Source organism: 'Nostoc azollae' 0708, from assembly GCF_000196515.1.
Taxonomy (GTDB): domain Bacteria; phylum Cyanobacteriota; class Cyanobacteriia; order Cyanobacteriales; family Nostocaceae; genus Trichormus_B; species Trichormus_B azollae.
The window spans coordinates 1,945,653-1,964,939 of the sequence record NC_014248.1; the positions used below are offsets into that span (position 1 = coordinate 1,945,653).

Here is a 19,287-nt window from a genome sequence, read left to right on the forward strand (position 1 = left end):
ATGTTGTTTCACGCAGAGTCACAGAGAGGATAAATAAATTTTCTCTGTGCGTATGTATTTGCGTGAGCTTTAATTCTATTGTTTGACTGCTTTTATTGATAAGCCAATGCGGTTTAATTTTTCATTGACTTCTAAAACTTGAACTTTTACAACTTGTCCAACTTTGACTATTTTCTGAGGATCATCAACAAATCTATCTGCTAGTTGGGAAATATGTACTAATCCATCTTGGTGTACACCGATATCAACAAATGCACCAAAGTTAGCAACGTTGGTAATGATTCCTTCTAGTTTCATTCCCACCCTTAAGTCTCTAATTTCTTTGATTCCGTCTTTGAAGTTTGCATACTTAAATTCTGCACGGGGATCTCTTCCTGGTTTTTCTAGTTCCTTGAGAATATCGCGCAGTGTTGGTTCTCCTATGGTGTCGGTGACGTATTTCTTTAAGTTGGTTTTCTTAAGTTTTTCAGCAATTTGGGTAACTTGATTTAATGGTACACCTAAATCAGTAGCTATGGATTGTATAATTGAGTAAGTTTCTGGATGTACTGCAGTGTTATCTAAAGGGTTTTCTCCATCTCTAATTCTTAAGAAACCTGCTGCTTGTTCAAATGCTTTTGGTCCTAATTTCACAACTTTTAATAGTTGTCGGCGATTTTTGAAAGCACCATTTTGGTTACGATAGGCGATAATGTTGTTAGCAACTGTGGGTGTAATCCCTGAAACAAATGTTAGCAGTTCTTTGGACGCGGTGTTTAAATCTACGCCAACATAATTAACACAGGTTTCTACTGTTTCATCTAATTTCTTTTTCAGCAATTTTTGATCTACGTCGTGTTGATATTGTCCGATTCCAATTGATCTAGGAGCGATTTTTACTAATTCTGCTAATGGGTCTTGTAATCTACGTCCAATGCTAATTGCACCGCGCACTGTTACATCTAATTCAGGAAACTCTTCGAGTGCAACTTTGCTGGCAGAATATATGGAAGCACCAGATTCACTTACCATGACTTGAATTGGTTTGCGTTCGCAGGTTGCTAATACTTCTGCTACAAATTCACCTGTTTCACGGGAAGCAGTTCCGTTACCAATGGCTATTAGTTCTATCTGGTATTTTTCGATTAATTTCTTGATGGTTCGCGCTGCTTTTTTCCGTTGTTCAGCAGCTTGGTGAGGGAATACGGCTTGATATTCTAAGAATTTACCAGTTTGTTCTAGTACCGCTACTTTACACCCGGTTCTAAAACCTGGATCTATAGCTAATGTTGGTTTCATTCCTGCTGGTGCAGATAGCAATAATTCCCGCAAGTTTGCTTCAAAGGTTTTGATGGATTCAATATCAGAATAAGTTTTCTTTTCGGAAATTACTTCCCCAATTAGAGAAGTTTTCATCAATCGGTTAAAGGCATCTTTTAACATCGGCTGATAAAAATCTCTGATTGTACGAACTTTGGTTTTAATTTCTTGGCATTCTAAATAAGAAAGTACAAAATCTTGATCAAAGTTGATTTCAAACTTTAATATTTTCTCTGCTTCTCCCCTACACAATGCCAGCATATTATGGGGTGCAATATTTTTAACTTTGATTTGATAGTTACGGTACATTTCAAATTTGGTTGTACCTTCTGGATGTTCATCTTTGATGTGGGAAATAAATACTCCCGTTTGTAAAATAAAATCGCGTAAATAGGCACGTAATTCGGCTTTTTCGGCAACTTCTTCTGCTAAGATACCTGATGCGCCTTTTAATGCTTCTTCTTCGGTTTTCACACCTTTTTCTTGAGAAACGTACTTTGCGGCTTCTGTTTCTAGGGAAGCAGCTACACTATTTTTCTCATTTAATGATTTAATAAATGCTGCTAAAGGTTCTAGTCCTTTTTCTCTGGCGATGGTAGCACGAGTGTGGCGTTTTGGTTTATATGGTAAGTATAAGTCCTCAAGTTCTATTTTTTGTAAGCAGGAGGTAATTTTGACTTTGATCTCATCACTGAGTTTACCTTGTTCAGCGAGCGCATTTAAAATCACCTTCTTCCTTTCTTCTAATTCTGTTAAGTATGTATACCTATCAACTAAATCTCGCAATTGCACTTCATTCATCTCATTAGTACGTTCTTTGCGATAACGTGCAATAAAGGGAATTGTCGCACCCTCGGCCAAAAGTTCCAGCGCGTTTTGCACCTGATTGGGTTTAATTTCTAGTTCAGTTGCTAGTAGTTGTGGAATGTTCAACATTGGGTGAATATAATTGAAAACGTGACTTACTAAATGTAATATGCTAGAGCAATAGTCAGTACAAGCCTAGACCCTTGGATAATCTACCAAATAATTACATAATCTGAGGAGGTTTATATCTCCATTTTAAATAAAGTATTGTTAATAAAACCTAGTTAAGTGTATAATCAGGATTTATTATCAAAGACAGTTTGAAATTAGTTTATTCAACCACTCGGCAGTTAGTTCAGGATGTAGTATAATGCCTCTATTTTTTCTGATTCCACTATTTACTGGTTTAATAACTGGCTATTTTTTAAACAAGGAAAATGATGAAATTGGCTACATTTCTGGTGTGCTAACAGCCATAAGTTTGATTTTTTCCTTGATTTTAGCACCTTGGCAAGTTCAGTTAGGCTTGTTAGTAGTTGTACTGTTTGGTAGCAAAAAACTGTTGCAAAAAAAAATGTATGAATAATATCAATTATTCTGTATCAGAATAGGACTCCTATTTGATTTTTGATAGCTTGTGTGGCGTAGCGATATAAAACTCAGTACAACTAATTCTCTACAATCCTCGTACCTCTTGCCTGCCTAAGCAAACAATTACGGCTTACGCCAGACAAGCTATCAGGAATCAAAGCGGATTCCTATGTAACGATTGGCAATACTGGGGATGTTCGTTTTTATATCTTTATAAAGCCAGATCACACCCTAAATTCATCAAATTTGCTCCGAATTACAAATTGCGAATTAAGAATTAATTTCCCCTCTGACTAAAATCACTGTACTTTCAACACCAGAAGCAATAGTTTCGGGAATATTACCTTGAATTGTCTGTTGTAATAATCCCTCACGAGAAGCGCCCAAAACTACAACATCATAGCGTTCTGTTTGCACTAAATTAATGACTCCTTCACAAACAGAATTTGCTTGTACTGGTGCAGCAACAACTGTACTTTGTAAATTGCGGTGACGCATTAGTTGATGAGTGGATTCTTCTAAAACTGTTATATCTGGCTTTAATTCCGATGGTTTAAATACCTGAGTGAGATGAATTTGGGTATTATTTCCCAATGTTACTAAAGCCGGTAATAATTTAACGGCTTTAGTAACATTGGGTCCTCCAGCCATAGGGACTAACCAACGGTTGAAATGGTTAGAGTCAGAAATATTACCAAATTTTACTAAGACAACATCACAGGCTGCTTGACGAATGATAGTATCTACAACATTACCAAAAATACGTCCTGGAGTAGAAGTATTACCTTTCCAACCCATAAAAATTAGGTCAATGTGTCGTTCATTGATTGTCTCCAAAATTGCCTGGGCGATATCATGGGCGACTCGAATCTGCGTATGGATGGGAATATGCCATTTTTTTGCTAAAGCTTTCGCTTGCCTGAGTAAACGGCGACTTTTTGTGGTGTTGACTTGGGTTTCGGACGGGGAACTATGACGGGAGATGAGGATTATTTGTAAGCACTCTAGTTCATAATGGCGATCGCGGGCAATAGTTGCAGCCATTTGTAAAAGAGTTTCGGCTGTATCTGGATTTGCGACTGTAACTAATAATCTACCTCTACCAATGTTAGGCGATCTCGTTTGGTAAACTACATAAGAAGGTTCTGGTTGGGGTCCAGAAACTCCGTTTTCACAATTAAGATGATCTGCTTCAGCCGGAATAATATCTGCGCGAGTAATAATCCCGACCAATTTTTGTCTTTCCACCACTGGTAAACGACTGATTTGATAACGGTCAAGTAAATAAAGCACATTACTTAGAGTTTGTTTAGGAGTAACTGTGACAGGCTGGGGTCTCATGATTTCTCTTAAAGGAGTATCCCGACTCACAGGTATTTTCTGTAAATCTGATTCAGTAACAACTCCTACCAATTTACAGTTTTCTACCACCGGAAAACCCCGATGATGAGAACGAGAAAATGCTTGAATAACTTCATCAACAGACATCTGTGTTTCTAGAGTTTCCACCCGTTCTTGCATTACATCTTGGGCTGTTAATTGAGTTAAGACTCCTTCTCTGGTTGCATCTTTTTTGATGCCATTTAATAGTAAAAGTTTGTCATACAGTGAACCAGGTACTAGCTGATCTGCAACTAAATATGATATTACAGAAACAATCATCAAAGGTAACACCAGATTGAAATCAGTAGTCATTTCAAACACAATTACAATAGCTGTAATTGGTACTTTAGAAACCGCACTAAAAAAGCCCCCCATTCCAGCTAAAGCGTAGGTAGTAGGACAACCTAAACCCCACAGTTGAAACTCACACACTCCTACCAAGTGTCCTAAACAAGAACCTAAAATCAAACTGGGTGCAAATAATCCACCAGGTGCGCCAGAACCAAAGGCGATTAAGGTTAAAATAAATTGAGCAATCAAAGTAATTGCAGCAAAGCTGGGATTAGGTTGACTGGCAATCATATATTCCCGTAAACCTGTATTGTCACGGTAATATTCAGGGAGAGCAGAGACAATTAAACCACAAAATAAACCAGTTCGAGCCACTCGTAGTGGTAAACTTATATGTAATCCGCGATAAGTTTTAACACTAAAAATTAAGCCCAGATTAAATATTGCACCTAGTAGACCTGCGAAAATACCCAATAGTAAAAAGATCGGAATTTCCAACAATGAGAAACTACTAAAATATTCCATTGATTGCAGGTTTAATTGCAAACTTCCACCACCTAACAACCGGGAAATTACCCCACCGATAAAACAGGCGATAATGGCAGTTCCTAAAGTTAGTCCTGATAAATCTTGCAGTAACTCTTCAATAATAAATAATACCCCCGCAATTGGGGCGTTAAAAGCAGCCGATAAACCTGCACCTGCACCGGCAGCAATCATTTGTCGGCGATGTTCTGGAGAGGTGGGAAAAGTGCGACTCATTCCCGCTGCTAAACTTGCACCGATTTGAACTGTGGGGCCTTGTCTTCCTAAAGTTATACCCGAACCCAAGGAGATGATTGTGCTGAGTAATTTTATACCTTCCACCCGCCAGGATAACTTGATTGGTATATTGGCAAGACTGGCTTTAACTTGAGGAATACCACTACCTGCGGCTTCTGGTGCTAACCTTTGTACCAACCAACCAGCTAAAAACCCAAAACTCATGCCAATTAACGGTAAAATGAGCCAAGCAGGTACAAATTGGGTACTATGAACTCGCCATGTACCCAAGCATCCTGAACCTTGTTTCAGTAAAACAGCAGATAAAGCAGCAACTATGCCGATCATCGAAGCTTCGGCATTAGCATATCCCATTGACCAAAAAGGGAGACGCAAGCCCCTAGCTTTAGACATGGAGATAAGTTGGTAGCGGCTTCAGCCGCAGTAATAATATATAGCTAAAGTTCATATCATCTTTATTTTCATTTTGTGCCATTATACAATTCGCTTTTGTATAATGGTATGATGAATTTAAAGATACAAGTCAAATCACAATATTACTTATTCTTGTAAGTACCATGTAGTGTGGTGTCCCAAATATCGAAGACAAGTATTATTTCAGGGTGTTGATGTTCGTCTTAAAGAAATTAAAATTGAAGTTGCTAATGAATTTAATAGTGAAATTGTTGAGATGGAAGTCATGCCAGACCACTTACAATTGTTAATTGACGTAGACCCTCAGTTTGGGATTGCAAAAGTTATTCGGTACATGAAGGGGCGTTCGTCAAGGTATGTGAGGCAAGAATTTCCTTGGTTAAAATCTCTACTTCCAAAATTATGGACAAACAGTTATTTTGTATCTACAGTTGGTGGTGCGCCGATATCGGTTATTAAAAAATACATTGAGAATCAAAAATTGAGAATCAAAAATGTCTAGTTATAGTTGTTAACAGCATTTAATTAATGCAGATGTAGACGTAGTTGCAGTTTTGGAGTTTTTGTGTGGTGAATCAGTAGACCTCTTGCAAAATTGTTTCTGTGGTATGATAGAAAGTCTTACATTTTACGTATTTTTGGTGTTCTTCGAGCTCGTTAATTCAAACATAACCGTGTAACTCTGACTTTTAGCTAAAACAAAGACAACTTCCCATTATAACATGAAATTAATTCTGCAAGAGGTCTAGTAAAGCTTGCTAACTGCTGTACTTATTATTTATGCAAGACAATTGTATTTCAAAACTGGTAAGATTCCGATCTCGTTTGATTTGCACAAATCCTTTAAAAGCAACATACACTAGCAGAGTGTTTTAAGTCTTATATTGGTTTGCTTCAACGTATCAAAAACGGAACATCAGTGCAACGTCCTAAACTACCTGGGTATTGTAAAGGTGGATTAGTACTTGTTACTTATCCAAAAGCTGGTGTCAAAGTTAAAGATGGTTTATTACGATTTCCTCTTGGTAGCAAGGTAACAACGTGGTTTGCTCTAGATGCCTTACATCTACCAATGCCATCAAACATCAATTCTTCGGATGTAGAAGAATTTAGAATAGTACGAGGAAACAAGTGCTTCTACATTGAATATGTGTACAAGCAACATGATATTCAATAGTTAACCTAGACCAAACCAAAGTACTATGAATCGACCACGGTATTAACAATTGGTTAACCTGTATTTCTAATATTGGTAATAGTTTCATCATCGATGGTAAACACCTGAAGTGGATGAAGCAATGGTATAACAAACAAGTTTCCACAATTAAAGAAGGAAAACCACAGGGGTTTTGGAACGATAAATTAGCCTATATATAACGGAATAACGTAACCGTCAACTCAGTGATGCTTTTAATAAAGCGGCAATAATTTTCATCACCCATTGTTTATAAAACAACATTGTTACAGTTGTTTTTGGATGGAACAAAGGACAGAAAGACGGTGTTGATATGGGTAAGAAGAACAATCAAACATTTCTTCAGGTTCCTAGGCTACGTTTGAAAGATAGGATGGCCAAATTGTTTGAGCAATATGGAATTGGGTTTGTAGAAACGGAAGAATCTTATACTTCAATTACATCATTTTTAGATAATGATGTGCTACCAAAATATGGTGAAAACCCCGAACAGTGGCAATCTTCAGGAATGCGTGCGTGTTAAACGTGGTTGGTTTAGAACACCTAGTAACTTTCTCTTAAATGCTCATACTAATGGCGCTGCAAATATTTTAAGCAAAGTAGCGAGGAGCCTAGGTTTAAACCTTAGTGGAATCAGTAGGGTTTCAGGTAATTTATATTTTGTTACATAGTTATCTTTATTTATGTCTACCTACTTATTGTGATTTTAATCATATATAGGAAAACATACAACCTATTTTCGTCAAAAATCTACATCAAGTTTAAGAAGTTTACTATCTTGGACTTGAAGTGATAACTTAAATGATTAGTTGCCCAAAAGGGCAAACATTATGAAAAGTTTTGCATCTTCTCTTGGTAAGAGTAAAAAAAATAAATTTGTACAGTTGTCCCCATCTGCGGTAACAGTATTAGCTTTAGCACGTGCTATGAATGCTACTAATACTGCAACAACAAAAGTACCCACAGCAAAAGAACTTGTTTCTACTTCAGTCCAGCCTGGTCAAACCCAACCTGATATTAACCGGCTAGCAACGAGCGGGATTAAATATCAAGCAATGGGGGTAGAACCTCTGATTCCCCTGATTTTATTTGGTGGTGTGGTGATCTTTGTCCCCTTAGTATTTCGTGGACTGGTAGTGATCGGTGAATGAGAAGTGGGAATTATGGTAAAAAAATTTGCTCTCACAGGTAAAGAACCACCACCAGGTAGATTAATAGCCATGAATGGAGAAGCGGGTTTACAAGCACATACCCTCGCACCTGGTTGACATTGGGGTCATTGTCCTTGGCAATACTCGGTTAAAAAAGAACCTGTTATAGTTCTCCCTCAAGGTCAAATTGCTGTCACTGTCACTGTAGATGGCGCACAAAACCCTCCAGAACGGATCTTGGGCAAAATTCTCGAATCTTATAATTTCCAAGATGCCCGCAAATTCTTAACCAAAGGTGGAGAAAAAGGCCGACAAATGGGTTTTCTCACTGCAGGTACTGATAGGATTAACACTGCCTTGTTTAAAGTGATTACATCTGCTAGTGCTAGTAGTCACGGCATGAATCCTGATCAACTGCGGCTGTATAGTATTTTACGTGATAAAGGTAGTATTACCACCTTAGACGGTTTGCCTATTCCCCCTGGTGAAATCGCTGGGCCTGTAATTGAAGGACATGATAACTTCCAAAATGGGCAAAAATTCCTGAATGGTTATGGGAGAAGAGGTTTGCAAGAACAGATGTTACTTTCTGGTTCTTGGAACTTAAACCCTTGGTTCGTACAAGTTGAACAACTACCGATGACCGAAATTCGGATTGGTTATGTTGGTGTGGTAATTTCTTTCGTAGGTCAAGATCAAGAAGACGTGAGTCGTGCAGCTTTCACCCAGAGTAACTTACTTGACCTAGGACATAAAGAGGTGTATGGGTAGAACCGCTTTATCCTGGTAAACAACCGCTGAACTCGCGAATTATGAAAATTGAGTTAGTACCGACGACCAAAATTGTTTTAAACTGGTCACTTCGGACAGAATGCCATAGTTATGATGCCGAACTTGAATCTTTAACTGTGTGATCGCGTGATGGTTTCGCTTTTGATTTAGAAGTAGCACAAATTATCCACATCCCTGCTTTGGACGCACCCAAGGTAATTTCCCGTGTTGGTTCAATGCAGAATTTAGTAGATCATGTCCTAGAACTAACCATTGGTAACTACTTCCGCAACTCTGCCCAAGATTATACCGTACTCGATTTCCTCACAGCCCGGAGTGAACGAGAAAACGAAGCCGCAGACTATATTAAAACCGCTGTGCGTGCCTATGATGTCCAAGCTATAGATACTCTCATCAGTGATATTCAGCCCCCTGCAACCTTGATGCAGACACAAACAGACTGAAAAATTGCCGAAGAAGAACACAAAACCTACGAAGTTGAGCAAATGGCACAAACCCAAGGCCAACAAATGGTACGGGAAACTGCTTTCGCTAACATTCAGCAATAAATGGTTCAATCAGAACAAAGTGTGCAAATAACAGAGTTGAAATCTCAAGCTGGGATTAAAGAAGCTAACGGACAAGCAGAAGCAACCAAGCTGAAAGCCTTAGCAGAAGCTGAAGGTATCCGCGCTACAGGTAACGCGAAAGCCGAAACCTACCGCACCGATGTCCAAGCTTTGGGAATGCAAGGATACACAGCCATGCAGTTAATGCAAATTATCAGTGATGGCAATGTCCGGTTAATCCCCGATATCATGGTAGGTAGTAACAACGGCACTAGCAACGGATTAGTAGATGGTTTATTATCCATGATTCTCTGGAACTAAACCGATCATAACCCAACTAAAGCAGGTGGAATTCCTCCACTACGACCATCTAATAAAAGCGAAGAACATAACGCTAGTCAAATCATCAGTGAGTTACCTAAAGAATAGACCTCTTACAGAATTAATTTTATGTCATAATGGGAGGTTGTCTTTGTTTTAGCCAAAAGTCAGAGTTACACGGTTATGTTTGAATTAGCGATCCCAAAGAACACCAAAAACACATAACATCTAACACCCTGTATCATACCACAGAAACAATTTTGCAAGAGGTCTAATAAGAAGATGATTCTCACGCAAGTAAAATAAAGTTGATTTTGAGGAAATTTTGTTAATACAAAAACGCTATCGGTTAGTTAAGTTAATTGGTGATGTGGGAAACTATCAGACTTTTCTCGCCGTTGATAAAGGTCGGTTCCCCTCGGTTTCTTGTATTGTGCATAAATTGCCTCAAAATCAACAAATCACGACTGTATTTATTAACAAGGTTGAAAAATTAAAAATATTAAATCATAATCCACAAATTACTAAATTAGTATATTTTCATACAGAATATGAAGATGATTATCATGAAGATGATTATTTAGTTTATGAATTTATTGCTGGTGATAATTTAAAAGCTATTTCAGCTAAAGAAAGTATTTTTCAAGAAATGCCAATTTGGCAAAAATATTAAAAACCTTATTACCAGTTATTAACTTTATTCACAAGCGGTAAATTATTCATTGTCATATAAAACGAGAAAATCTAATTATTAGAGATGATTTATAAAGTAAATGTTGAGGAGACAAGAGGAAGTAGACTAATTCTAGTCATAAGAGCATATATAGCCCCTTCCCTCATTTGTGTTAAACGCTCATAATCCTTGCTTAGACGATGATATTGGTTAAACCACCCAAATGTTCTTTCTACTACCCAGGGTTGTGGTAAAACTTTAAATTCTTGCTCAGTAGGTCCTATGACTTCAACATGAGCTTGAATCATGAACCAAACTGCAAGTGCAAATTTATCACCGTCATAACCGGAATCAACCCATAAAACTTGGACTTTTTCTAATAATTCTGTGGGTTCCTCTAGCAGTTCCATTAGTGCATAGGCAGTAAGTATTCGTTCTGGGGCATTCGCCTCACTAACAACAACTTTCAACACAAGTCCCAGGCTATCAACTAAAGTATGCCCCTTTCTTCCTTTTACCTTTTTACATCCGTCAAAACCATACACATCCCCTTTTTTTGGTCAGTGTTGACCGACTGACTGTCTGCGGCGAGCGCGGTAGGTTGTGTTGATTTACCTAATTCCGAGCGAACTTGACCACCCAATGTATAGTTGAATTTTTCCCAAACCCCCTGGCCCTGCCATTTCCTGTAATAGCTATATACCGTTGACCTTGGCGGGAAGTCACCTGGAAGCATATTCCATTGACATCCAGTTTTCAAATGATAATAGATGGCATTACATATTTCACCTATATCTGTTGTGGGTGGATGCCCTCCTTCTTTAGCTGGTGGAATCAATGGGGCCAGGATTTCCCAGTCCATATCAGTTAAGTCTGTGGGGTAAGACTTTCGTTCCATCAGTAGCTATGTAAATACACTAGATTTTATGTATCCTATCCTTCCAATATTCCTTTTCTACTCCCCTTTACATTTACTTTATCAGCCTCTTAGAGAATCCTTTCGTAATCAAAAATGGTAGAATTTAGTCTTAGTTAATTTTGGATATGCTCAACCATTAACCACATTTAACGATATCAGAGAACAACAAATAATTGTTAGTCCTGAATATAGCGCCCCAGAACAAATACAAGGAACAGCAACCTTTACCAGTGACCTTTATAGTTTGGGAGTCACTTGTATTTATCTACTGACAGAAATTCCCCCCTTTGATTTATTTGATATTGCCAACAATACCTGGATTTGGCGAGAGTATTTAACTACAACAGTTAGGGAACATCTAGCGCAAACCCTAACAAAAATCATCAACCCCGACTTACAACAACGCTGGCAATCAACATCAGAAATCATCACCATACTAGGAATAAAAAACCATCATCCACATTTATCTGTTTCCATCTTGCAGTTCAAAAAATATCACCATTCAATATAATCCTGATAGCCAAATTCACACCTTAGTATTTACACCAGATAACCAAATATCAGCCAGCGGTGATGATAGTAAAAACATTCAAATTTGGGATGTAAAAACTCAAAAATTATTAGCTAACTTGCCAGGACATACAAAATATGTAAAATCAGTGTTTTTTAGCACCAATAGACAAATTTTAGCAATAGCAAGTGATGAAAATAAAATTATGGAATGTAAATACATGGCAAGAAATTGCTACATTAAGTGGACATTTACGCGCTGTAAAATCAGTAGTTCTTAACCATGCGGGCAATATTCTTGCCAGTAGTAGTTGGGATAAAACTATTAAAGTTTGGGATGTAAATACAGGTGCAGAAATTTGTACACTGACAGGACATAAATTATAAATTATAAATAAATGAGATCGCCTTCAGTTCCAAAAATGATATATTAGCTAGTGCCAGTTGTGATCGCACAGTGCGTCTATGGAAACTACAAATAGACCAAAAATTACAGAACTACCCGTATCAATTCTTAGCAACCATTGTAGATCATACAAGAACAGTTCTAGCAGTTGCTTTTAGTTCCAACGGACAGATTTTAGCAACTGGTAGCGACGATAACACCATTAAATTGTGGGATGTCAACACAAGTAAGTTAATTAGCACACATCTAGCGGAATCCTGGTACTTACCAGGATTAGCTTTTACAGCCGATAGTGGAACCCTAATTAGTTGCAGTTGGGATAAAACAATCAAACTTTGGTATATCAGTAAACTATTGGAAATAGCCACTCTCTTTGATCATACTGACTCAGTATCTAGAATTGCCCTTAGTCCAAATTCACAACTAATTGCCAGTGGTAGCAGGGACAAAACCATCAAACTGTGGGATAATTGGAAATCGGGTAGTAATTAAAAATTACCAATTACCAATTACCAATCACCAATTACCCAATCACCAAACTAAAACAATCAGGCGCTACCTGTGAAGGCCACTTCAGGAAACTTCAACTGCGCTTCTGCCATCGGGCGATTTCTGCCTTCTTCTTGCCAATAGTTAATCACTTCTGTTGCCTTATTCAGCAACTCAACGCGATCAACATCAGTAATCCAGTGTTTGGATTCTAACTCTTTTTTGAGTTCTTCCCAAGCATCATTACGAGGCCAGAAGAAGTATTTAGTTAAGGGACTTGTGCCTTTACCGACAACTTGATCGACTGCTAAGGCAACGTTCTCATCTAACCAGAGAATTTTTAAGATAAATTTCGTCAATCGTACCTCCGGGACAAATCCGGCTATGACTTACTAAGTTTGCGACCCCTTATTGTAACTTAATATCTGCCCAATTGATTAATGAGATTGAATATTAACATAAAGGTGACAGGTGACAGGTGACAGAATGCAGAAATTTTTGATTTTCGATTTTTGCACAGATGGGTGGGTGTAAAAAATCAGATACTGCAAAAAATATCTGAATCTCTATCTGGACAATGTGGTTTGAGGCATTTTTTGTAATTCACACACCCACACACCTTATAAAGCAAAGGTTTCAGCTATTTTACCTGTTGATACAATTTCTGAAATGGACTATGATTAGACCATCCGAGCAATCGAACCTTAGTTGAAATTTCAAATAATCCCTATTAGTGAGTAAAAGCAATATGTAAGCTTTGCTACTTAATGCCTTTGTGTATTCATCTAACAGAGCAAATCAATTGAAATTTGGTAGTAATCGAGATTGAAATCTTGAAAACATTAATTAATTTGCCATTCCCATGACCAAACAAACAAATACAATCATCATTTTTGATATAGATGGCGTAATTCGTGACGTTAGCGGTTCCTATCGTCGAGCCATATCAGATACTGTAGAACATTTTACCGCCCAAGCCTATCGTCCCACACCAACAGACATCGACAATCTCAAATCAGAAGGGATTTGGAATAACGATTGGGAAGCTTCCGAAGAATTAATTTACGGCCATTTTGTCAACCAAGGAAAAACCCGTGCCCAACTGCAATTAAATTATCAAGAGATTGTTAGCTATTTTCAAACTCGTTACCGTGGTACAGACCCAGAAAACTGGAATGGATATATTTGTAACGAACCTTTATTAGCACAACCTAGTTATTTTCAAGAACTAACTCAATCTGGTATTGCTTGGGGTTTTTTCAGTGGTGCCACACAGGGTTCTGCTAACTACGTCTTAGAAAAACGCTTGGGTTTACAGTCTCCTATATTAATAGCAATGGAAGATGCACCAGGCAAACCAGACCCCACGGGATTATTTGCTACGATTAATTTGTTAGAAAATGGTAGTGAAACAAAACAAACGGTGGTGTATGTAGGAGATACGGTAGCAGATATGCACACCGTGGAAAAAGCAAAAGCTGTAGATAATTCTCGGACTTGGTTGGGTGTGGGAGTTTTACCACCTCATGTCCAGGAAACAGCAGTAAGAAGGGATACTTATACTGAAACCCTGATGAAAGCCGGTGCAAAGATAGTATTTAGTAATGTGCAGGAATTAACACCAGGTCAGATTCAGGAGTGGGAAAGAAAATAAATGTTCTAATATCAATGAAGTGATGGTGTAGAAATTACCGATTGATAATAAGAGAGACGTCCGGAAATCTACAAAGTAGTCTGTGTATGGCTTTCCATAGTGTTAAGATGAGGAAAGAGCCAAGGAAAGAATCAGGGTTGGGAATAGGTACGGATAGTTCCTATCCATGAATATGTTGATGAGAAATTCATAACTTACCTCATATCCATAACATTTATGAAATAGGCAAAACTAATGAACCAATTCCTAATGTGACTAAACCATAAATAGTTAGTAAGAATTACTTGTGAGTAAATTGGGGAACTCAGGGGAAATCTTTGTTGAGGTAAGGTACCCGGAATATTTTTACAAGTCTAATGACCTATTAAACGAAAATACCCTTGGTGGAAAACTCTTTGTTTCCTGCCTTTTATCCTGAGTCGCCATGGCATAATCGCTATCATGTTTTTCTACCTGTTCAAGGAGACTAGGAGGGAAAACATTTCGTAATATCTTTAGCCAGTAATGAAATGTGTCCTTTGCCTCGATTTTCGATATACCAAAATGCAAACCTAAAACCTCAAATGTTGGCATTTTCCTCAAATAGAACAAGGATAGACATACCTGTTCTTTTATCTCTAGTTTTGGTTTCCCCCCTGCCTGCTCCTTTCTGATTTATACCTATCTTTTTACTTTCTATGTCACCTTGAAGTTTTTTATGCTGCATTTCACCTCGGGCTAACAAGTCTTGAAACTGATGGTTAGTTATTCCTAGTATTTGTTTTCTACGATGTGGATGTTCTTGAATATAGTTAATTTAGTGGATTTTTCCTTTTCCTACACCCTCAAAATTCTCTTCTACCATTTTTTTGACACCAAGTTAATTTTCCTGACAGGTCTTTTGTTGCTGGAATTATTGGGAGATAAATGAAAATGTCTGCATTTAAACTGCCCGATGGACCTCAATACCACCCTTGGATACAGACTTTCCAATGCTTGAAAGACCCTTTGGGATATATGGAAGAATGTACTAAAAACTACGGTGAGATTTTCTCCTTAAGAATTGATCCCGTTTTTAAGCCACAAGTTTTCATGAACAACCCCCAAGCTATTCAACAAATTTTTACCACTGACCCAAAACAATTAGACTCCGGTGCGCCTGCGGGTATTTAAGCACCGTTGTTAGGAAACAAATCTCTACTCGCCGTAGAAGGTAAGCCACACCAACGCCAATGCAAGTTGTTAACTTCTCCTTTACACGGGAAGAGAATGCTGGCTTATGGTGATTTAATCCGCCCAATTACACAGCAGGTGACTAATAACTGGCAATTGGAAAAACCATTTACTCTCCTATATTCCATACAATAAATATCTTTTGAGGTAGTTTTAAAAGCTGTATTTGGTTTATAGAGTAGGTCACGTTATGAGGAACTTAAGAAACTACTACTAACAATCCTCAATACTGAGCAACCTTTTTTAAGAGTAATGATGTTAGTTTTTCCATTATTGCAAAAAGATTTAGGTGCGTGGAGTCCTTGGGGAAAATTCTTACAGTTAACAGATCAAATGGACATTATTTATGCGGAAGTTAAGAAACCTCAGGAGAACCGAGATCCATCTGGCACTGATATATTGTCCTTGATGATGGCTGCTAAGGACGAACAAGGTCAACAAATGAGTGATGTTGAGTTACGGGATGAGTTAATAACTCTATTGGTAGTTGGTCATAAAACTACTGCAACTTCGTTAACATGGGCGCTTTACTGGATTCATCATTTCCCACAGATGCGAGAAAAACTATTCCAAGAATTGGATAATTTGGGTGAAAAGCCTGATGCTAATGAGATTTTCAAATTACCCTATTTAAATGCTGTTTGTTCAGAAACATTGCGTTTGTATCCGGTAGCGATGTTAGCTTTAAATAAATTGGTAAAATCACCGGTGGAGGTGATGGGTTATAATTTAGAACCTGGAACTTTGGTTATTTCTTGTATTTATTTAACCCATCATCGAGAAGATTTATATCCTGATTCTAAGCAGTTCAAACCAGAGCGTTTTTTAGAACGTCAATTTAGCACTTCTGAGTTTTTATCTTTTGGGTGTGGAAATCTTCGTTGTATTGGTATGGCTTTTGCTTTGTTTAAGATGAAGTTGGTTTTACCAACTATCTTGTCTCAATGGGAGATGGAATTGGCTGATACTGAACTAGTACAACCTGCACGGAAGGGCGCTTTATTGGGTCCGTCTGGGGGTGTGAAAATGGTTGTGAAGGGAAAGCGTTTTCAAAGTCAGCGAGTTTTTGACTCTAGGATGATTTGACTTTGAAAACTGAATAACTGAAGAAGATGGTCAGTATACTGCACACCGGTGAGACTTGGACTTATGTCATACTGATAGCGCAGTGTGGCTTACGCCATAGGTTAACGTAGTGCAGTGTATCCCTTCGGGACACTGGGTGAACCCGGAGCGTGCCGTAGGCTCTAGTATCTCGGATATTCTTCACTATCTCTTTTAGAGACGCTCCGCGAACGTTCAGAATGACACTTGTAAACTGTTTTTAGTATAGGGATCAAAAATTTCAACTGGTCTTGCTACACCATCTTCAGAGCTAATTTTTTCTTCCAAGGCACGGGCGCGAGCTTTCATTGTCTTATCAGTTGTGAGAGTCTTAACAGCAGAAGGTAATCCTTCAACCGTTTCCAAAATCAGGATATTGTCAATTATGGCTCTGATTAGTCTCATTGCTGCCATTTCCGAAAATCGGATTTTAGCTGACTCAAAAAAGGAACACATTCGTGTAGGTATTCCTTGGGATATTCCTAGCGATCTACAACATTTTCAGAAAAAAACCTGGCGACATCCTGTGATTCTCGGTCGTAAAAGCTATGCTGCTTTTAATCATCCGTTGCCAAATCGTACAAATATAATCCTTACTAGAAGTCATGATTATAAAGCTCCCGGTTGTCTTGTTTTTTATTCACTATCTGAGGCAGTTACATGGGCTAAAATGAGTGAAAAGGAGGAAATATTTATTGCGGGTGGAGGAGAAATTTTTGCAGAAGCAATTAAATTTGCTAATAAGCTGTATTTAACAATTGTAGAAGGTAATTTTGAGGGAGATGTATACTTTCCTGAATTTACCAATTTTGGCACAGTAACGAAAGAAGAGCATTCCCAGGAAAATGACTTTCAGTTTAAGTTTGTGGAGATTGAAAGGTTTTAGTTAAATTGTGAGTTAAATTTTGAGTGTCTTCGTGTGAGTCTATTTTTCCACCTAAATCCCCCAATCATGGGGGACTTTGAAAATTCCTGTCCCATCAGTATTGGGGGTTAGGGGCGGTTCGGTGAGGGCTTGGCTAAATTCGACCACTTGTGTGTACACCTTAGCCCCGTTGACACCGATAGGCTTTGAACCTAGTACAGTACGGCGTAAATAAACCAAGCATTCCAAATCTCTGAAAAACTTACCCAGTATTCATTTTGAATTTTGTTGGTGCAGCCTGCTGGAAGCACTATTTTGTTACCATAGCTCTTCTGAAAGAAGCATTTTGAATTCACGGCGGTACTAGTTTCTTTTCATCAAGAAAAAGTACGCTTTCTAAGCAGTTTAAGCATAATTGCCTAGTTTAGTTTTAAAAATTTGTCCAAGGCTGCTACCATACTGGGTGGCCACCGACGGATATTTGTTACCCAATCCATATCTTTATAGCGTGTATCAAGTCCGTAAGCTGCTACCCAGTTACTTTCAGCTTCACCTTTTTGTCCTCCAACCCAGTAAGCAGCGGTTAAAGCAGCACGCATATCAGCAAACTTAGGATATTTACGAACAATATTTCGCATTTCTCGGATAGCTTTATCTGTTTGACCAGTTTCATAGAGTGCCAAGGCATAATTAGCACGAGCGAAGGCAAAATTAGGAGCGATTGCTGTAGCTTTTTGGTAATCTGAGATCGCATCTTCCCATTTTCCCAAACCTGTTTTAGCGTTACCTCGATTGTTGTACGCCATGGCATCATTGGGATCTAGTGCCAGGACATAATTATAATCTGCGATCGCATCTTCCCATTTTCCCAAACCTTCCAACGCTGTTCCCCGATTTAAATAGGGATCTGTAAGATTTGGTGCTAACTCAATCGCTTTGTTGTAATCCGTCAGTGCTGCTTCCAACTTATTTTGACTCACGCGAGAATTACCGCGATTAATCCAAGCACCTGCATTAATAGGAAACTTTTCAATAATCTGTGTCCAATAGTCTTCAGCTGCTACAAAATCACCCCTATTAGTAGCCGCAAACGCCTTATTTGCCAACTCATCCCCTAGTTGTAACTCTTGGGTGGCAATTGGTTGGGATTGTGCCATCACTGGTATACAAAAGCCAAACATCAGTAATAAACTCAAGAAAATACCAACTATCTTAATCATTTAAGGCTCTTTGATGTGCAACAGAATTAATGATATAGCAAACAACAACTAACTAGGAAAATAGTCCCAGTTATTCTAAAATAATAAAAAAATAAAAAGTAGGTAATTAGAGGATATTCTGATAGTGACAGGAACCAAGGATGTCTAAGAAGTCTCAAGTTTGTCAATCCTTTTCTCACCAAGCATACAAACTAAAAATATTATATCTATTAAGTATTGCTTCTTTTTCAACCTTAATATTTGCAAATCCTTGATCTTTCAGTGAATTACTTATCTTGTCTAGACGATCATCTAAATCGTGTACTTCCACAAATACTAGCTTAATCTTTTTCCAATCCTCAGTTTCGATACCCAACAATACATCTAGTTCACTTTTTTCTACATCTACTTTTAGTAAATCAACTTGCTCAATTTGATATTCAGGGATAATTTATGAGACTCTTTTTAATTGACAATTAACTTGTTTCCCTTGGAAACCTGTTGGTAAGAATTCAGGAGTCAGGAGTCAGAATATTTGAGAAATTGCTTAATTATCAAATAGGTATTTTTCGTATTAGCCTGCAAAGGCTGACTGCTGTTCGCGTAGCGTGCGGTTAGGCATTAGCTGAATGCTTAATTACAAATTGAGAACTTTAGGTTCCCTATTTCTCCAAAAAGTCA

General features: G+C 38.0%; 18 protein-coding genes and 4 pseudogenes. 13 read left to right on the forward strand and 9 right to left on the reverse strand.

All coding sequences use genetic code 11. The features are described from left to right. Positions 1 to 75: 75 nt before the first annotated feature. Positions 76 to 2,235 carry a Tex family protein gene (locus AAZO_RS08915; RefSeq protein WP_013190989.1) on the reverse strand — a complete coding sequence of 720 codons (2,160 nt, stop codon included), beginning with the start codon at positions 2,233 to 2,235 and terminating at the stop codon, positions 76 to 78. A gap of 241 nt (positions 2,236 to 2,476) precedes the next feature. Here AAZO_RS08915 and AAZO_RS08920 point away from each other — a divergent pair, with 241 nt between their 5' ends. Further along, on the forward strand, positions 2,477 to 2,692 hold the full coding sequence (locus AAZO_RS08920; protein WP_013190990.1) for a hypothetical protein: 216 nt from the start codon (positions 2,477 to 2,479) through the stop codon (positions 2,690 to 2,692). Between the two features lie 275 nt (positions 2,693 to 2,967). Here AAZO_RS08920 and AAZO_RS08925 read toward each other — a convergent pair whose 3' ends face one another. After that, positions 2,968 to 5,547 (reverse strand): chloride channel protein, encoded by a 2,580-nt coding sequence (locus AAZO_RS08925; RefSeq protein ID WP_013190991.1) that lies wholly within the window; start codon positions 5,545 to 5,547, stop codon positions 2,968 to 2,970. 124 nt (positions 5,548 to 5,671) lie between these two features. On the opposite strand from AAZO_RS08925, the pseudogene tnpA reads away from it, so the two are divergent. The 5 genes and pseudogenes from tnpA to AAZO_RS08950 all read left to right on the forward strand — a co-directional run. Continuing rightward, positions 5,672 to 6,070: pseudogene (tnpA, locus tag AAZO_RS08930) on the forward strand (IS200/IS605 family transposase); the annotation flags it as partial. Positions 6,071 to 6,487: 417 nt separating this feature from the next. Beyond that, entirely contained in the window at positions 6,488 to 6,745 is a 258-nt protein-coding gene (locus AAZO_RS29530) for a hypothetical protein (RefSeq protein ID WP_144031266.1), read from the forward strand. Between the two features lie 331 nt (positions 6,746 to 7,076). Beyond that, positions 7,077 to 7,286 (forward strand): hypothetical protein, encoded by a 210-nt coding sequence (locus tag AAZO_RS35145; protein WP_187289628.1) that lies wholly within the window; start codon positions 7,077 to 7,079, stop codon positions 7,284 to 7,286. A 307-nt stretch (positions 7,287 to 7,593) separates the two neighbouring features. Beyond that, positions 7,594 to 9,572 (forward strand): annotated as a pseudogene (locus AAZO_RS08945) (SPFH domain-containing protein); the annotation flags it as partial. Between the two features lie 328 nt (positions 9,573 to 9,900). Continuing rightward, the gene (locus AAZO_RS08950) at positions 9,901 to 10,248 is read left to right on the forward strand and encodes a protein kinase family protein (protein ID WP_013190993.1); all 348 of its coding nucleotides are present in this window, start codon (positions 9,901 to 9,903) and stop codon (positions 10,246 to 10,248) included. 89 nt (positions 10,249 to 10,337) lie between these two features. On the opposite strand, the gene AAZO_RS29540 is transcribed toward AAZO_RS08950, so the two are convergent. After that, positions 10,338 to 11,146 (reverse strand): IS5 family transposase gene (locus AAZO_RS29540; protein WP_228371582.1). Its coding sequence is split into 2 segments (ribosomal slippage): positions 10,338 to 10,810 and positions 10,810 to 11,146, totalling 810 coding nucleotides; the frame shifts between segments, so codons are not numbered across the junction. Positions 11,147 to 11,288: 142 nt separating this feature from the next. On the opposite strand from AAZO_RS29540, the pseudogene AAZO_RS26295 reads away from it, so the two are divergent. The 4 genes and pseudogenes from AAZO_RS26295 to AAZO_RS41165 form a co-directional block, all read left to right on the forward strand. After that, positions 11,289 to 11,678 (forward strand): annotated as a pseudogene (locus AAZO_RS26295) (serine/threonine protein kinase); the annotation flags it as partial. Positions 11,679 to 11,691: 13 nt separating this feature from the next. Next, positions 11,692 to 11,958 carry a WD40 repeat domain-containing protein gene (locus AAZO_RS43555; RefSeq protein ID WP_420807059.1) on the forward strand — a complete coding sequence of 89 codons (267 nt, stop codon included), beginning with the start codon at positions 11,692 to 11,694 and terminating at the stop codon, positions 11,956 to 11,958. Further along, positions 11,870 to 12,064 carry a WD40 repeat domain-containing protein gene (locus tag AAZO_RS41160; RefSeq protein ID WP_049790636.1) on the forward strand — a complete coding sequence of 65 codons (195 nt, stop codon included), beginning with the start codon at positions 11,870 to 11,872 and terminating at the stop codon, positions 12,062 to 12,064. Before AAZO_RS43555 ends, AAZO_RS41160 begins: the two co-directional genes overlap by 89 nt. Before the next feature lie 70 nt (positions 12,065 to 12,134). Then, positions 12,135 to 12,575: a WD40 repeat domain-containing protein gene (locus AAZO_RS41165; RefSeq protein WP_049790637.1), complete on the forward strand. Its 441-nt coding sequence runs from the start codon at positions 12,135 to 12,137 to the stop codon at positions 12,573 to 12,575. A gap of 56 nt (positions 12,576 to 12,631) precedes the next feature. Here the strand turns inward: AAZO_RS41165 and AAZO_RS08970 are convergent, their stop codons facing one another. Further along, entirely contained in the window at positions 12,632 to 12,958 is a 327-nt protein-coding gene (locus tag AAZO_RS08970) for a 30S ribosomal protein PSRP-3 (protein WP_266889408.1), read from the reverse strand. 476 nt (positions 12,959 to 13,434) lie between these two features. Between AAZO_RS08970 and AAZO_RS08975 the strand changes: the two genes are divergently transcribed. Next, a complete protein-coding gene (locus AAZO_RS08975; RefSeq protein WP_013190997.1) occupies positions 13,435 to 14,226 on the forward strand; it encodes a TIGR01548 family HAD-type hydrolase in 792 nt (263 codons plus the stop codon). Between the two features lie 345 nt (positions 14,227 to 14,571). On the opposite strand, the gene AAZO_RS08980 is transcribed toward AAZO_RS08975, so the two are convergent. Next, the gene (locus AAZO_RS08980) at positions 14,572 to 14,799 is read right to left on the reverse strand and encodes a transposase family protein (RefSeq protein ID WP_041639759.1); all 228 of its coding nucleotides are present in this window, start codon (positions 14,797 to 14,799) and stop codon (positions 14,572 to 14,574) included. 339 nt (positions 14,800 to 15,138) lie between these two features. On the opposite strand from AAZO_RS08980, the pseudogene AAZO_RS08985 reads away from it, so the two are divergent. Continuing rightward, a pseudogene (locus AAZO_RS08985) lies at positions 15,139 to 16,524 on the forward strand (cytochrome P450). Between the two features lie 213 nt (positions 16,525 to 16,737). Here the strand turns inward: AAZO_RS08985 and AAZO_RS08990 are convergent. Continuing rightward, a complete protein-coding gene (locus AAZO_RS08990) occupies positions 16,738 to 16,908 on the reverse strand; it encodes a glycosyltransferase family 1 protein (RefSeq protein WP_144031267.1) in 171 nt (56 codons plus the stop codon). 19 nt (positions 16,909 to 16,927) lie between these two features. Between AAZO_RS08990 and AAZO_RS08995 the strand changes: the two genes are divergently transcribed. Next, positions 16,928 to 17,428 (forward strand): dihydrofolate reductase, encoded by a 501-nt coding sequence (locus AAZO_RS08995; RefSeq protein WP_013190999.1) that lies wholly within the window; start codon positions 16,928 to 16,930, stop codon positions 17,426 to 17,428. 51 nt (positions 17,429 to 17,479) lie between these two features. On the opposite strand, the gene AAZO_RS35150 is transcribed toward AAZO_RS08995, so the two are convergent. From AAZO_RS35150 to AAZO_RS29545, 3 genes are all read right to left on the reverse strand, one after another. Beyond that, positions 17,480 to 17,647: a hypothetical protein gene (locus AAZO_RS35150; protein ID WP_187289629.1), complete on the reverse strand. Its 168-nt coding sequence runs from the start codon at positions 17,645 to 17,647 to the stop codon at positions 17,480 to 17,482. A gap of 179 nt (positions 17,648 to 17,826) precedes the next feature. Beyond that, the gene (locus tag AAZO_RS09000) at positions 17,827 to 18,627 is read right to left on the reverse strand and encodes a tetratricopeptide repeat protein (RefSeq protein ID WP_013191000.1); all 801 of its coding nucleotides are present in this window, start codon (positions 18,625 to 18,627) and stop codon (positions 17,827 to 17,829) included. A gap of 175 nt (positions 18,628 to 18,802) precedes the next feature. Then, positions 18,803 to 19,057, reverse strand: coding sequence for an FkbM family methyltransferase (locus AAZO_RS29545; RefSeq protein ID WP_338027188.1), 255 nt, complete (start codon positions 19,055 to 19,057; stop codon positions 18,803 to 18,805). Between the last annotated feature and the right edge of the window lie 230 nt (positions 19,058 to 19,287).

Coding starts and splice junctions, on each gene's coding strand:
- AAZO_RS08975 (WP_013190997.1), top strand. CDS start 13,435: ATGACCAAACAAACAAATACAATCATCATTTTTGATATAGATGGCGTA.
- AAZO_RS08920 (WP_013190990.1), top strand. CDS start 2,477: ATGCCTCTATTTTTTCTGATTCCACTATTTACTGGTTTAATAACTGGC.
- AAZO_RS41160 (WP_049790636.1), top strand. CDS start 11,870: ATGAAAATAAAATTATGGAATGTAAATACATGGCAAGAAATTGCTACA.
- AAZO_RS08925 (WP_013190991.1), bottom strand. CDS start 5,547: ATGTCTAAAGCTAGGGGCTTGCGTCTCCCTTTTTGGTCAATGGGATAT.
- AAZO_RS08995 (WP_013190999.1), top strand. CDS start 16,928: ATGGCTCTGATTAGTCTCATTGCTGCCATTTCCGAAAATCGGATTTTA.
- AAZO_RS08980 (WP_041639759.1), bottom strand. CDS start 14,799: ATGCCAACATTTGAGGTTTTAGGTTTGCATTTTGGTATATCGAAAATC.
- AAZO_RS35145 (WP_187289628.1), top strand. CDS start 7,077: ATGGGTAAGAAGAACAATCAAACATTTCTTCAGGTTCCTAGGCTACGT.
- AAZO_RS08915 (WP_013190989.1), bottom strand. CDS start 2,235: ATGTTGAACATTCCACAACTACTAGCAACTGAACTAGAAATTAAACCC.
- AAZO_RS09000 (WP_013191000.1), bottom strand. CDS start 18,627: ATGATTAAGATAGTTGGTATTTTCTTGAGTTTATTACTGATGTTTGGC.